Raw genomic sequence first — 14,636 nt, forward strand, 5'->3', positions numbered from 1 at the left:
TCATATTTTGAGTATAGTCTAAAAAGCTTCTCCTTTTCAGTGGAGAGGCTTTTTAGATGAAAAAAGGATAGATTTTCCCTGATTTATCTATATTTTGGCACTCAATTTTTCAACTTATCCCAATTGATTTAAACATGAAAAAAGTATGTTTTGCATTGATGCTTGTTGCTGGGGTCATTTTTAATATGACTGCACAAGTAGCAACCCCTTTGAAAGGCAAGAAAATTTTGGTTTTCTCAAAAACAGCAGGCTTCCGCCATAGTTCTATTCCGTATGGTATTTCTGCGATGTTTGAGCTTGGTAAAAAGTATGGTTTCTCGGTAGATACCACGCAAAATGCAAGTCTGTTCAATGAAAACAACCTCAAACAATACAAAGTTGTGGTATTCAACAATACCACTGGAGATGTATTGGACGCACAGCAACAAACAGCATTCGAACACTATATCCAAGCAGGTGGCGGTTTTGTGGGTATTCACGCAGCCTCTGATACAGAATATGATTGGGCTTGGTATGGTAAAATGATGGGTGGATACTTCGACGGTCACCCTGGCAAACACGTCTCTAACGTACAAATGGGTAAATTTACCGTTACTGATGCCAACCATCCCTCAACCGAAAAACTTCCTGCAAGCTTCGAACGCAAAGATGAGTTTTATAACTTCAAACAGTTTAACAAAGACGTTAAAGTCCTAATGACTGTCGATGAGAAATCATATCAGGAAGGTACAATGGGCGATTTCCACCCAATAGCTTGGTATCATTTATACGATGGCGGTCGTGCTTTCTACACTAACTGGGGACATACGCACGAAACTTTCTCAGACGAAATCCCAATGAACCATATCTGGGGAGGATTACTTTGGGCTGGTAGCGGCAAACCTGTAAAAGCGAAAAAAACTAAATAGATATAATTGAATTGAGCGAATGAGTGTTTTAGTGATTATTTTCGATATAAATTTACTTGTAGACCGTCTATTTTGGAGATATTAAAAGAAGGTTCAAGCTAAAAGGAAATAATCACTCAACCACTCAAACCCAATTCACTAAATAGTCTTCTGTATTTTAGTACAAATGATTGCACTGAACTTACTCCTATGTGACAAAATCATTTTAATACAAAACTTTTATTCCTGATGATTACCACCTTTTAATACGTAAACCTTTTATTCTCTTACTAGAAACCCTTCTATTACCGCTATCTTTCAAGTTACATTTCGCATTTCACCGCTCTATTCCCACACATTATCACATTAGTTTCGTCCTATTTACTTGTCGTTAAAACATTTTTTTACTCCCTCAATTATTGCCCATTACTTGTTTATTGAGCATTTTTTCAGGAAAATACTCTCTTTTATAAACAAAAAAGTAAAATTAGCAAAACAATAAACTATAAAAACCATAGATTTTATATATTTACACACTTAAAATTGATTATACATTTGAGCGATAAAAGTAAAGGACACCCAAAATGAGAATTTCAATCATTCATAAATCTCTATTTTATCCAAAATCCTTTCGTTTAAAAATGAACTTATCAAAGAAATATTTAGCTGAAACAAATATTTCAATAGAAATATACCGTAAAATATCTTCTACTTTTGCATTAATACTTAACTAGCCCAAAATATGGTAAAGCAACAAACAACTGCCTTACACGATGAAGTCACTTTGTGGAACTCCTTTCGAGAGGGGGACAAAGAAGCCTTTGCCTGCATTTACCAGTTGTACGCACCACCACTTTTGAGTTATGGTTACAAGGTAACTTCTGACAACACTTTGGTGGAAGATAGTATTCAGGATTTGTTTATTGAACTTTGGCATAGCCGTGCAAATCTTTCTGCCACTGATTCGGTAAAATTTTACTTATTCAGAGCGCTTCGCAACAAAATTCTTCGCAATAAAGCCAAAGTTGAAATCGAAGTATTAAACGACTTTTCGGTCGAGCCCTCTCACCTATTTGATGTATCTAACGAAACGTTGATGATTGATGAAGAAGTTTATCAACTACAAATTTCGCAGCTTCAAACCTCTCTTCAAAAACTCCCCAAACGCCAACAAGAAGCCATAAACCTCCGCTATTATCACGATTTTAGTAATGAAGAAGTAGCTCAAATTATGGGCGTCAACTATCAATCTGCTTGTAAATTTATTTACACAGGTCTTCGTTTTTTAAAAGAAAACATCATTATTCCTACATTTTTCTACCTGTTAATCAGCTAGTTGAAAAATTTTCTATTTTTTTTCTTAAAAAAATGGACTAAAATATCGCATTCCCTGCATTGGTATATAAAAGCATTAGATAAATCATGATTACAGACTATGAACATTTTGATATAGAAGATTTTGCATCAAACGATTCTTTTAAAAATTGGGTACTACACCCCAGTCCGAAAAGTAACTTTTTTTGGGAGAATTATATACAAAATCATCCGCACCAAGCACACAAGATTGAACTGGCACGAAATCTCATTTTGGGTATTCGCAGTGCAGCACATCAAGTGCCTTCGGAAGCGACTGTATCGAGATTATGGAGTACAATCAATGAGCATACCGAAAATGAAGAAACGCTAGAAAGTCAAAATTTCTGGCATCATTGGAGTTTGAGTAAAATAGCTGCTTCGGTGGCCATTCTGTTATGTTTAGGCGCTGTGTTTTTTCAATATACTGATAAGCTACAGCATTCATTACGCTATTTTGCTAGTGATAACCCGATGATTGAACAGCAAAATGATACCCAAGAAGTCTTAATAGTAAGACTTGCAGATGGCTCTACAGTGAGCCTTGACCCTGATTCCAAAATCACTTACAGGACTCATTTTGAAGAACAAAAGAGGGAAGTTTACTTGGAAGGAGAAGCTTTTTTTGAAGTAACAAAAAATCCAAATAAACCTTTTATTGTATATGCCAACGATGTGGTGACCCGAGTATTAGGCACAAGTTTTAGGATAAAGGCACGCGATACAGACCAAAAAATTGTCGTTGCGGTAAAAACTGGAAAAGTATCTGTTTTTAAGAAGAAAGATTTTCAAGAAAACGAAAATATAGTGGCACAAAATAACAAAGGTGTTATTCTCAAGCCCAATCAACAAGTGGTGTATTTGAAAAGTGAAGAGGTCTTAAGTAAAACCTTGGTTGAAAAACCAGAGTTACTTTCGAAAAAATCAGTCGTAAGTTTTGATTTTGACAATACGCCCATCGCCGAGGTTTTTGCCCGACTCGAAAAAGCTTATGGTGTGTCGATTGTATATGATGAAGAGTTGATGAAAAACTGTTTTCTGACCGCTCCATTGGGCAACGAGCCGTTATTTGACAAACTCAAGGTAATCTGTAAAACTACAGGTGCAACCTACGAAGTATTTGACGGACAAATTGTTGTTACAAGTCGTGGTTGTAATTAAAAGTTTTAGAATAAGCTTACTAATACCCCAGCAACAGTACCAGTGTTGTTGGAAACATTTGAATATAAAATCGAACCCAACACCTTGGACATTTTGTGCAAGGGAAACTATTTAATCCCATTTGAAATGATATAAAATAATACTACTTCTTACCCAACAAAAAAGTCGGCGATGGTACCAGCATCAACCGACTTTCGAATAGCTCACCATGTTGATTGCTCCAACAAGGGTGAAAATGTTTTGTCTAATTTTCTAACAATACAAACAAAAACAGTCCAAAACTATGGAAAAAAAACGGAAAATTTCTAAGATTTTTCAGAAAATTATGTACCTATCCATCCAGCAAATTATACTGGCAATTGTCTTTATGAGTATGTCTTTTGCCAATGGCATTGCTCAATCGGTATTAGAAAAAGAAATCTCTCTTCAATTAGAAGACCGAGAGTTTAAATCTGTGCTTAAAAGCATTGAGAAAAACGCTGATATTCGTTTTACTTATACCAAAAATTTGATACAACTAGACAAAAAGGTTTCTGTAAATCTTCGCAAAGAAAAGCTTTCAACAATTTTAGAAAGTCTTTTTGTTCCAATGGGCATCAGCTATGAAGTGGCAGGCAACTATATTATTCTCAATCGAAAAAGTGTTGATTTAAAGTCCATTAATCACAAAAATGCGGACTTTCGGCTCGAACCACCCGCCCTTATTGCCATCACAGGAAAAGTCGTGGATGACAAAGGTGAAGGAGTTATGGGAGTCAATATTCAGATAAAAGGAACTACCAAAGGTACCAATACCGACCAAAATGGCTACTACTCGATTTCGGTACCAGACGAAAAAGCAGTGTTAGTTTTTAGTTCTATTGGTTTTGTAACTCAAGAAACCACTGTTGGGCGTAGAAGTACCATTAATATGGTATTGGAAACTGATGTAAAAACACTCAACGAAGTAGTAGTTGTAGGATATGGTTCAGTCAAAAAAAGTGATTTAACAGGTTCGGTTGTTTCCTTAAAATCAAAAGAATTAACTGCGGGGCTTAATCAAAACTTCCAGCAATCACTAATCGGTCGTGCAGCTGGGGTACAAGTCTATCAGAAAAGTGGAGAACCAGGCTCTGCCATGAGTGTAAAAATCCGTGGGGCGAGTTCTATTACAGCGGGCAATGACCCCTTGTATGTAATCGATGGTATGCCGATCAACGACGGTGCTCCTGTTACTGGTACTGGTGACAGCTTTGTGTCAAATCCCAATCCTAGAAACCCTCTCAATAGTCTAAATCCGAATGATATTGAGTCTATTGAAATTTTGAAGGATGCCTCCGCTACTGCTATTTACGGTGCTCGTGGGTCGAATGGGGTAGTTTTGATTACTACAAAAAAAGGAAACGAAGGAGGTTTGCGTGTCAATTATAGTAGTAGCTATGGTGTACAAACTGTCGCTAATTCACCTAAAATGCTAACAGGCGAACAGTACAGAGATGTACTCAATGGCATCATAGATGCAGGTGGAGGTAATGCCAACGAACGTATAACAGGAAGCGTTACAAACACTGATTGGCAGAGTATGCTGTTCCAACAAGCTACCGTACAAAACTATGATTTATCGTTTCAAGGAGGCAATAATAACACCAAATACTACGTATCCTTGGGCTATATGGACCAAGCAGGTGTTGTAAAAAACTCGGGGTCGACACGTTATTCGGCAAGATTTAACCTTGAAAATCGTATCAAAGACAAATATACTTTTGGTATCAATCTCAATACTTCTTACATCAAAGATTTATATAACTCTGTTGGTATTGGTGTCAACGAAAATGCTAGTGCGCTGTATGCCGCTATTTTTTATGACCCCACAATCGCCCCATACAAAGAAGATGGAAGCTATAATCGTTCTATCTACATGACTATGGATCACCCCGTGGCTTTGATTAATGGTCAAATCGCCAATAGTGACTCATACCGCACTTTCGGAACTATGTTTGCAGAGTATTTCTTCATGCCTGCACTATCGGCAAAAGTAAAAATTGGCGGTGATATTAATACCAGTCAGCGCAATGTCTGGATTGACCCAATGACTCTCAATGGTGTTCAAAACAATGGCATTGCTAGTATTTTGACGGGTACTCGTAGCTATTATATGGGCGAGTTTACCATGAATTATAACAAGCAAATCGCCAAGCATTTTATTAGCGCTGTAGCTGGAGCAACCAATGAACATTTCGGTTCTAATTCATTTTCGGGTACAGGAAAAGGATATACCCTTCCCGACCTTAAGTATGATGCTATCGGTAGCGGAACTCAATCCTTGAATACTATTGGTAGCGGACGTGCCGAAACGCAGCTGATTTCCTTCTTAGGGCGTGTTAATTATTCTTTCAATGATAAATATTTGATTACAGCATCTATTCGTGCAGATGGTTCATCAAGATTTGGCACTAACAACCGCTATGGATTTTTTCCTTCAGCAGCATTTGCTTGGAAAGCTCACGAAGAAGCATTTATGAAAGATATTCCTGCCCTTTCTGAATTAAAACTCAGAGCTAGTTATGGGGTAATAGGAAATCAATCTATCGGCAACTTTTTGTTTCTTCCTACTTTTGGTATAGGTGGAGATGCCATTTTTGGCGGTGTCAGAAATACCACTATTCAACCCTCAAGAAACCCTAATCCAGACCTAAAATGGGAATCTGCCAAGCAAATGGATATTGGAGTTGATTTTGGCTTATTTAAAAACAAAATCAAAGGAACCATTGAATATTATAATCGTACTACTTCAGACCTTTTGCTGAGTGTTCCACAACCGCTAAGTTCTGGTTTTGGGTCTAGAACTGAAAACGTGGGAAGTATGAGAAATACGGGTATTGAATTGACTTTGGGTGGTGACGTAATCAAAACTGGTGGATTTACATGGAACTTGAACGGCAACTTCTCTACGCTAAGTAATGAGGTTATTTCGTTGGGTTCTTCTCCACAAATTATCTATGGTGCCGCAGGATTTATTTCAAACGCAGCGATTATCCAAGTGGGCAAACCATTGGCTTCTTATTATGGATTTATTGTAGATGGTGTTTGGCAAACTACCGATGATTTTTCTAAAACACAGGCTGGAGTAAAAGCAGGTGATGTAAAATACCGTGATTTGAATGGCGATAAAGTCATCAATGATGCCGACAGAACAATTATTGGAAAGGCTTTTCCTGATTTTATTTATGGGGCAACCAGCAAAATGACTTACAAAGGATTTTCATTTGAGGTATTTATCGAAGGAAATCAAGGAAGTAGTATTCTTAACCAAATGATGGTGGATTCGTATTTTCCAGTAAGTTTTAGAAGAAATAAACTAGCAGATGTATATCTCAATCGCTGGACACCTTCAAACCCAACCAACGAGTATCCTTCGTTTGTAAACCCTACCTCACAAGGACAAAGAACCATCAACTCAAAAACCGTAGAAGATGCCTCTTATTTGCGTATTCAGGCGATTCGTTTGAGCTATGAAGTTCCTATTCCTAAAAACAAATTCGTTCGCAGTGTCAACATTTTTGTGACTGGTCAAAACCTTAAAACTTTTACCAACTACAAAGGAACAGACCCAGCTACCAATGCTGTAGGCGACGACATCCTTAAAATTGATTACAGTACCTATCCGCTTACACGCACATTCACAGGGGGAATCAATGTTCAATTTTAATTATTTAGCAGAATGAAAATCCAACAATACAGTATCATATTTTTTACCATTTTAAGTCTTGTTGCCTGCCAAAGTCAGTTTGAGCTAACGCCTTATTCTGAATTTGCGCCAAGCAATGTCCTGACCAACGAAAAGGGCTTGAAAGCTGTGCTTTACTCTGCACACGCTTCTATCCAAAATACCACAGCCTCTCGCATTTTGATTAATATTTCTGAGGTAAGTACCGATATGGCATATAACACAGGTGGTGCCGAAAACTTATATCTACAGGAATTTGTCAATTTTACGTGGTCACCTTCAACGGGCAATTTTAGAGATGATGTTTGGGCGCCCCATTACCGTGCTATCCGTGATGCTAATCTAGTTTTGGAAAATGTCAATAATGTACAAGGCTTAAGCGATGCAAGCAAAAAGCTATACATTGCCGAAGCCAAAACGCTGAGAGCATTCTCCTATGATGTTTTAAGACTTTGGTTTGGTGGCGTGCCACTTCGTAAATCTAGTGCCGACGAAGCCCAAAAGGCTAGAGCTACAGATGATGAAATGAAGCAATTCATCGAGTCGGAATATCTTGCTTCCATCGCTGACCTACCAGCTCCTGGGAAAGAAGAAGCTTACAGTCGCATCAACAAAGGTGTTGTGTATGCCATGCTAACCAAATTTTATCTCAATACTAAACAATGGCAAAAAGCGGCTGACGCTGCCAAATCAGTGATGGATTTGGGATATTACTCGCTTTTTTCGGATTATACCAAAATGTTTAGAGTAGAAAATGAAGGAAACAAAGAAATGATTTTGGTCAAACCCGCTCGCAATGAAAACGGCTACGGCAACTGGTTTTCGGCAGGGGCATTGCCACCTGGGTTCAAAACCTCTTCGACTATCCCTGAATTTGTATGGACTACCTCTATGGCAAATTTTGCGACACAATATCGTTTGAGAACAAAATTTACCAGTTCATTCGACCCACAAGATGCTCGTTTAGGTCTGATTATCAGAAATTATACCAATACCAGTGGTGCACAAATTACCCTAGGCACTGACGACGCCCGCAGTTTGAAATATTGGGATAATGCAACATTAGGGAACAACAGTGGTAACGATGTTCCTGTGTTTAGATACGCAGACATACTTTTGTCAAGAGCCGAAGCGCTCAACGAACTCAACGGTCCTTCGCAAGAGGCAATTAGTTTGGTAAATGAAGTAAGAAAAAGAGCAAAAGTAGCCGAGCTCCAGTTGAGTAATTTCAAAACTAAAGAGGAATTGCGTGCGCATATCTTGAAAGAACGTTCTTGGGAATTTTATTCAGAAGGAAAAAGCCGTGAAGATTATATCCGTCATGGAGTATTTATTTCGGCTGCCACAGACAGAAAAGTCCAAAATCCTGTCAATGATAGGCTGGTTTTCCCTATTCCTCAGGCGGAAACGGATGCCAACAAACTTTGCGTGCAAAATCAAGGATACTAGGTATTAGTTGTGAATGATGAGTTAAGAGTTGTGAATGTAAATTTTTAATTCACAACTCATTATCAATAGGCATTAGGCAAAATGTATTACTAGTTTCGTAAGAAATACTTTGATTCTTTTTACGTACAGCATAGAGCCTAATGCCTTTTGCAGGTAATTTTTTTAATTTTCTATAGATGAAAAAAACATTTTTCCTCCTATTGGCGATAAGTTGGCAGGTGGTGGCACAGGAAGCAAAATTTAGCAATCCCATGGCACCTGTTACCAATACCGAGTTAACTGTTCCCAAAGAAGTAAAACCGATATTTGACTATTGGCTTCGTGATACATATATCATGCTAGGTCCAGATGGAACGTATTATCTCACTGGGACGACCGCCACGCCCAATAGAATTTTCCCTAATGGTAACATACATTGTTGGGATTACAACGATGGTCTTTATATGTGGAAATCAAAAGACCTAAAGAATTGGACACCTATGGGTCTGATTTGGTCTTTTGAAAAAGATGCCGCTGATTGGCAAAAACAAGGTAAACCCATCAAAGAAGGAGCCAAATCACTAAATAAGGACCCACTTGAAGGGCAATATCGTGCCTTATGGGCACCCGAACTGCATTATATCAAGAGTCAAAAAAAATGGATGATTGTGACTTGTATCAATGGTGGCGCTGGTTCTTTTATACTTGAAAGTATTTCTGGAAAACCCGAAGGTCCTTATAAGAATATTGTAGGAAACACCACAAAGCCTATTTTTGGTAATATCGATGCAAGCTTGTTTGAAGACGACAACGGTGAAGTTTATATAGTAGCTCACAATCACTTTATTGCCAAAATGAATAAAGGCCTAAGTGATTTGGAGGAACCTTATCAAAAAATAAAAGAAACTCCCTACAACCCAGAGCCTTATATTGAGGGAGTTTTTATGACCAAACATCACGGAAAGTATATTTTGATGCAAACGGTTTGGTCTGTAAGAACGGGAGAAAACGAGTTCACTTATTTACCTGTAGACAAAAAAACTGGCAACGCACTTCATAGCTATGATGTGGTTATTGCGGAAGCAGATAGCCCTTATGGACCTTTCAGCGAGCGCTACCCTGCTATTTTACAAGGAGGGCACAATAATTTATTTGTTGATAAAAAAGGAGACTGGTGGAGCACTACTTTTTTTAATCCAAGAGGAGAAATGGGGAAAGAGTTCAAAATCACGTGTCGTCCTGGCTTAGTACCTGTCAAATGGGTCAACAATAAGTTACAACCAGACCATACAAGAGCTAAAAAGTTTTATGGAAATAAGTAAATACCAACTATTCAAGCTAGCTTAGCCCATAAGTCATAACTCTCAATTTTCATTATTTTACTATTTTTATAGATGAAACCAAGTGTACGTTATTAGTTAATAGTATATCAGTTATTGGAATAGACTCATAATCAGATATATGATTAATGAAAACTTTCCTGTTACCTAAAATTAAGCATCAGTACAAAATGAGTTTTCATCTTTTTTGAATATAAAATATTGACAGTAATACTTACACTCAAAATTCAAAACTCATCATTCAGCACTATTACAACTTACCTCACACGCTTTTTCTATGAAAAAACTGATTAGCATACTATTATTGAGTACCATTCTGTTCCACTCACATGGACAAAACAAACCTAATATCATCCTAATTTACCTCGATGATTTGGGCGTTGGAGATGTTGGCGCTTATCAAAAAGGAACGCTCAGAACACCCAATTTTGATAAAATCGCCAAAGGTGGTGTGCGGTTTACCAACGCTTATGCGACCTCCGCTACGTGTACCCCAAGTAGATTTGCGCTACTGACAGGCAAATATCCGTGGCGCAATCCCAAAGCAAAAATCTTGGCTGGCGATGCGCCATTGATTATCGACACTGCGAGTATGACTTTGCCCAAAATGTTTAAAAAGGCTGGCTACAAAACCGCAGTAGTTGGCAAATGGCATTTGGGATTAGGTAATGGCACAATTGATTGGAATACAGCCATTCAAGAAAACCCCAACGATGTGGGCTTTGACGAGTCCTTTATTATGGCTGCCACTACCGACCGTGTACCAACGGTTTATATCCAGAATCGCCAAGTGGTAGGTTTGCAAGCTTCCGACCCATTGTATGTTAGTTATGAGAAAAACTTTCCCAATCAGCCAACTGCCCTATCCAATCCCGAATTGATGACCAAGCAAAAGTGGCATCATGGACATAACCAAAGTGTTCACAATGGCATTCCTAGAATTGGATTTATGAAAGGTGGAAAATCAGCCTTGTGGGTAGATGAAGAAATGACAAATGTTTTTCTGGAAAAAACCTTGAATTTTATCGAGCAAAATCGTCAAGCCAATCAACCATTTTTCTTGTACTATGCCCTTCAGCAACCGCACGTTCCAAGAGTTCCTAATCCTGCATTTGTTGGAAAATCGGGCATGGGACCACGTGGCGATGCTATCCTCGAAGCCGATTGGGCAGTTGGTGAGGTATTGAAAAAATTAGAAGCTACTGGGATGGACAAAAATACGCTTATCTTGTTTTCGAGTGACAATGGTCCCGTACTCAACGATGGTTATCATGATGAAGCCATGGAGAAATTAGGAAAACATGACCCTTTTGCAGGACTAAGAGGAGGCAAATACAGCTTGTTTGAAGGCGGTGCGAAAGTCCCCCTCCTCGCTTATTGGAAAGGCACTATTCAACCAGCGGTGTCAAATGCCTTAGTTTGTCAACTTGATTTTTTAACAAGTTTAAGCAACATGCTTCATGTGTCAATACCTCAAAATGATGGATTAGATTTTATGAATGTTTTTCTCGGAAAATCTAACAAAGGTCGCAAAGAGTTAGTATTGGAAGCCTCAGGAAATTTAGCCTATCGTCAAGGTAATTATGTCATGATTCCTCCTTACAAAGGTGCTCCTTTGTTGAAAGAAGTAAACATAGAGCTTGGCATATTACCTGATTTTCAACTCTATGACCTTAGCAAAGATCCTTTTCAGCGTCATAATTTGGCAAGTTCATCTACAGATATTTTGCAGAAACTCAAAAAGGATATGCAAAAAGCCATCGGAGATTCTTATCAATCAACAGGAAAAGGCGTAGAATTAAAATAAGTATTTCACCTAAATTTTCTATATTCTTACCCAAAACAATCTATAATCATGCATCAAAAAATAAAACTATTAGCGCTTTTAGTGCTTTTGACTTTTTCAAAATCCTTTGCGCAAAAATGGACTGCCGAAAAAGCTAATGAATGGTATGCCAAACAAGGAACTTTGGTAGGTGCTAACTTTATTCCAAGCACCGCCATCAATCAGCTTGAAATGTGGCAAGCAGATACCTTCGACCCAACAACCATCGACCGTGAACTGGGCTGGGCAGAATCAATCGGCATGAACGTAATGCGTGTGTATTTGCACGATTTAGTTTACCAAGAAAATAAAGATGGCTTTTTGAAGCGTATGGATGACTTCTTGAAAATCGCAGACAAACACCATATCAAAATTCTATTCGTTTTCTTTGATTCATGCTGGAATGATGATCCAAAATTAGGCAAACAACCAGATCCAAAACCGGGCATTCATAACTCAGGTTGGGCAAGAAGTCCGGGCACAAAGGTGTTGTTTGATTCCAGAAAATGGGGGCGTTTGGAGGAATATGTAAAAGGCACATTAACGCATTTTGCCAATGACCCACGAGTGTTGGCTTGGGATTTATTCAACGAACCATCCAACAGTGGTTATATGGATGCTTGTTTGCCTTTGTTGAAAAAGACTTTCGAATGGGCCTTGGAAGTACGCCCTTCGCAACCTGTAACAGCAGCAGTTTGGAATAATCACGAATTGAGCAACCAAATCATGTTTGAGAATTCTGACATTATTACTTTTCACAATTACCATGATGCCCAAAATCTTGAGAATGAAATCAAACGACTTCAAAAATATGGTCGTCCCTTGATTTGTTCAGAGTATATGGCACGCCGTGATAATAGTTTTTTCCAAACTTGTTTACCAGTTTTCAAAAAATATAAAGTCGGTGCTATTAACTGGGGCTTAGTGGCGGGCAAAACTAACACGATCTATGCGTGGTCGCAACCTATGCCTGACGGCAGCGAACCGAAAATTTGGTTTCATGATATCTTCAGAAAAGATGGTAGCGTTTACAGCAAAGAAGAAATTGATGCCATCAAAGCACATGTAAAATAGATATAAACACTCTTTGTATCGGCTGTCAGCTTTCGGAAAAACCAAGCACCCTCTCCCAAAGCTGACAGCCGATTATTCAAAGTCCTTTCTCCCTTTCTTTTTATGAAAAAAACATTCAAGCATTGGAGTGTAGCATTTACACTCTTGACTATCATATTGCCAAATTTTGAGATTTTGGCACAAAAAACACCTGCTAAGAAACCCAATATCATCATTATTATGGCAGATGACTTGGGGTATTCTGACATTGGTTGCTTTGGTGGCGAAATCAATACACCTAATATTGATAGGCTAGCCAAAAATGGGCTTCGCATGACCAATTTTTACAATAATGCGCGTTGTTGTCCTACTCGTGCTAGTTTACTCACTGGACAATATGCCCATAAAGTAGGTTTGTCAATCAATGGAAATGCCCTCACCAAAAATGGTGCAACGATTGCTGAAATTTTAAAGGAAAATGGCTACCAAACGGGTATGGTTGGTAAATGGCACTTGAGCGACGATATCACAAAGCCAAGCAACCCCGAACAACTCAAATGGCTAAGTCACCAAGCCTATCCCAACGACAACTTTGCTTCTGTGGAGAGTTATCCGATTAATCGTGGTTTTCAAAAACACTACGGTATTATTTGGGGCGTAATCGATTACTTCGACCCTTTTTCGTTAGTTGACGGAGAGAAAAATGTGCAAGAAGTTCCTAAAGACTATTATATCACTGAGGCCATCAATCAAAAATCAGTTGAGTATATTCAAGAATTTTCGAAAAAGAAAGACCCTTACTTCATGTATGTGGCACATACCGCCCCTCACTGGCCTTTGCACGCACGACCTGAGGATATTGCCAAGTACAAAGGTAAATACGATATGGGTTGGGACGAACTCCGTAAACAACGCTATGCTAGAATGGTTAAACTAGGCTTAATCAACCCCAAATTTACCAAGTTGATAGATGTGGATGGTCGTAATCCTAAATGGGAAAAATTGACTGCACAAGAAAAAGAATTTCACGCCAATAAAATGGCAACTCATGCCGCTATGATTGAAAAGGTAGATACAGGCGTTGGGCAAATTTTGGCAGAATTAGAAAGAACCCATACGCTAGACAATACCCTAATTTTCTTCTTGGCTGACAACGGTGCATCGCCCGAAATCCCAACAAATCCGGGCTATGACCGTCCGGGGAATACACGAGCTGGCATTCCTATGAAATATGACAAAGAGTTATCCCCAAATGAAATTGGTTCAGAAATTAGTTACACTGGGATTGGTTCAAACTGGGCGAATGCTGCCAATACACCCTATCGTTTCTGGAAATTAGAATCATTTGAAGGAGGAATCCATACACCGATGATTGTCCATTGGGCAGGTTTGAAAACAGCCAAAGGTTCAAAAGCACCTGCCTTGGCACACGTTTTTGATATTTTGCCAACTATCTTGGACATAACCCAAACACCGTATCCAGCTTCTTACAAAGGCAATGCCTTAACACCATTGGATGGCAAAAGTTTTCTGCCTGTTTTACAAGGAAAAACACAAAAAGGACGTGAGGATATCTTCTTTGAACATGAGTCTGGCAAGGCGTATATCAAAGGCGACTGGAAATTGGTACAGAAAACCCGTACCAACCAATGGGAACTATATAACCTTTCTGCTGACCGAAACGAAACAGAAAACCTAGCACAAAAAGATCCAAGTAAAACCGCTGAAATGCAAAAAGCATGGGAAGGTTGGTATTCATCACTCAAACCCTATATCAAACCAAGACCAGGCAGTGGACCGAGATAGATTTAGTGAATTGTGATTTAGTGTTTGAGTGATTATTTTAATAGGTATTTCTCGATTCATTTCTATGAAAAAAAGCG

Annotated in this window: 9 protein-coding genes; all 9 read left to right on the forward strand. The window is 38.6% G+C overall.

The genetic code is table 11. The features are described from left to right. The first annotated feature begins 134 nt into the window (after positions 1 to 134). The 9 genes from QM481_RS00075 to QM481_RS00115 all read left to right on the forward strand — a co-directional run bounded on the left by QM481_RS00075 (position 135) and on the right by QM481_RS00115 (position 14,559). Positions 135 to 908 carry a ThuA domain-containing protein gene (locus QM481_RS00075; protein WP_283380158.1) on the forward strand — a complete coding sequence of 258 codons (774 nt, stop codon included), beginning with the start codon at positions 135 to 137 and terminating at the stop codon, positions 906 to 908. Between the two features lie 721 nt (positions 909 to 1,629). After that, entirely contained in the window at positions 1,630 to 2,223 is a 594-nt protein-coding gene (locus QM481_RS00080; RefSeq protein ID WP_283380159.1) for an RNA polymerase sigma factor, read from the forward strand. A gap of 86 nt (positions 2,224 to 2,309) precedes the next feature. Continuing rightward, positions 2,310 to 3,401, forward strand: a complete 1,092-nt coding sequence (locus QM481_RS00085) for a FecR family protein (protein ID WP_283380160.1) — start codon at positions 2,310 to 2,312, stop codon at positions 3,399 to 3,401. Between the two features lie 283 nt (positions 3,402 to 3,684). Beyond that, a complete protein-coding gene (locus QM481_RS00090; RefSeq protein WP_283380161.1) occupies positions 3,685 to 7,089 on the forward strand; it encodes a TonB-dependent receptor in 3,405 nt (1,134 codons plus the stop codon). 12 nt (positions 7,090 to 7,101) lie between these two features. Next, positions 7,102 to 8,556 (forward strand): RagB/SusD family nutrient uptake outer membrane protein, encoded by a 1,455-nt coding sequence (locus tag QM481_RS00095; RefSeq protein ID WP_283380162.1) that lies wholly within the window; start codon positions 7,102 to 7,104, stop codon positions 8,554 to 8,556. 176 nt (positions 8,557 to 8,732) lie between these two features. Next, positions 8,733 to 9,857, forward strand: a complete 1,125-nt coding sequence (locus tag QM481_RS00100) for a family 43 glycosylhydrolase (RefSeq protein ID WP_283380163.1) — start codon at positions 8,733 to 8,735, stop codon at positions 9,855 to 9,857. Between the two features lie 295 nt (positions 9,858 to 10,152). Then, positions 10,153 to 11,682, forward strand: coding sequence for a sulfatase family protein (locus QM481_RS00105; protein ID WP_283380164.1), 1,530 nt, complete (start codon positions 10,153 to 10,155; stop codon positions 11,680 to 11,682). 48 nt (positions 11,683 to 11,730) lie between these two features. Then, the gene (locus tag QM481_RS00110; RefSeq protein WP_283368741.1) at positions 11,731 to 12,774 is read left to right on the forward strand and encodes a glycoside hydrolase family 2 TIM barrel-domain containing protein; all 1,044 of its coding nucleotides are present in this window, start codon (positions 11,731 to 11,733) and stop codon (positions 12,772 to 12,774) included. A gap of 102 nt (positions 12,775 to 12,876) precedes the next feature. Beyond that, entirely contained in the window at positions 12,877 to 14,559 is a 1,683-nt protein-coding gene (locus tag QM481_RS00115) for an arylsulfatase (protein ID WP_283380165.1), read from the forward strand. Positions 14,560 to 14,636 lie beyond the last annotated feature (77 nt).

Source organism: Flectobacillus rivi (genome assembly GCF_030056655.1).
GTDB classification, from domain to species: domain Bacteria; phylum Bacteroidota; class Bacteroidia; order Cytophagales; family Spirosomataceae; genus Flectobacillus; species Flectobacillus rivi.

Excerpts from the sequence above, each read along its gene's own strand:
- QM481_RS00075 (WP_283380158.1), top strand. The coding sequence starts at position 135 with ATGAAAAAAGTATGTTTTGCATTGATGCTTGTTGCTGGGGTCATTTTT.
- QM481_RS00080 (WP_283380159.1), top strand. The coding sequence starts at position 1,630 with ATGGTAAAGCAACAAACAACTGCCTTACACGATGAAGTCACTTTGTGG.
- QM481_RS00085 (WP_283380160.1), top strand. The coding sequence starts at position 2,310 with ATGATTACAGACTATGAACATTTTGATATAGAAGATTTTGCATCAAAC.
- QM481_RS00090 (WP_283380161.1), top strand. The coding sequence starts at position 3,685 with ATGGAAAAAAAACGGAAAATTTCTAAGATTTTTCAGAAAATTATGTAC.
- QM481_RS00095 (WP_283380162.1), top strand. The coding sequence starts at position 7,102 with ATGAAAATCCAACAATACAGTATCATATTTTTTACCATTTTAAGTCTT.
- QM481_RS00100 (WP_283380163.1), top strand. The coding sequence starts at position 8,733 with ATGAAAAAAACATTTTTCCTCCTATTGGCGATAAGTTGGCAGGTGGTG.
- QM481_RS00105 (WP_283380164.1), top strand. The coding sequence starts at position 10,153 with ATGAAAAAACTGATTAGCATACTATTATTGAGTACCATTCTGTTCCAC.
- QM481_RS00110 (WP_283368741.1), top strand. The coding sequence starts at position 11,731 with ATGCATCAAAAAATAAAACTATTAGCGCTTTTAGTGCTTTTGACTTTT.
- QM481_RS00115 (WP_283380165.1), top strand. The coding sequence starts at position 12,877 with ATGAAAAAAACATTCAAGCATTGGAGTGTAGCATTTACACTCTTGACT.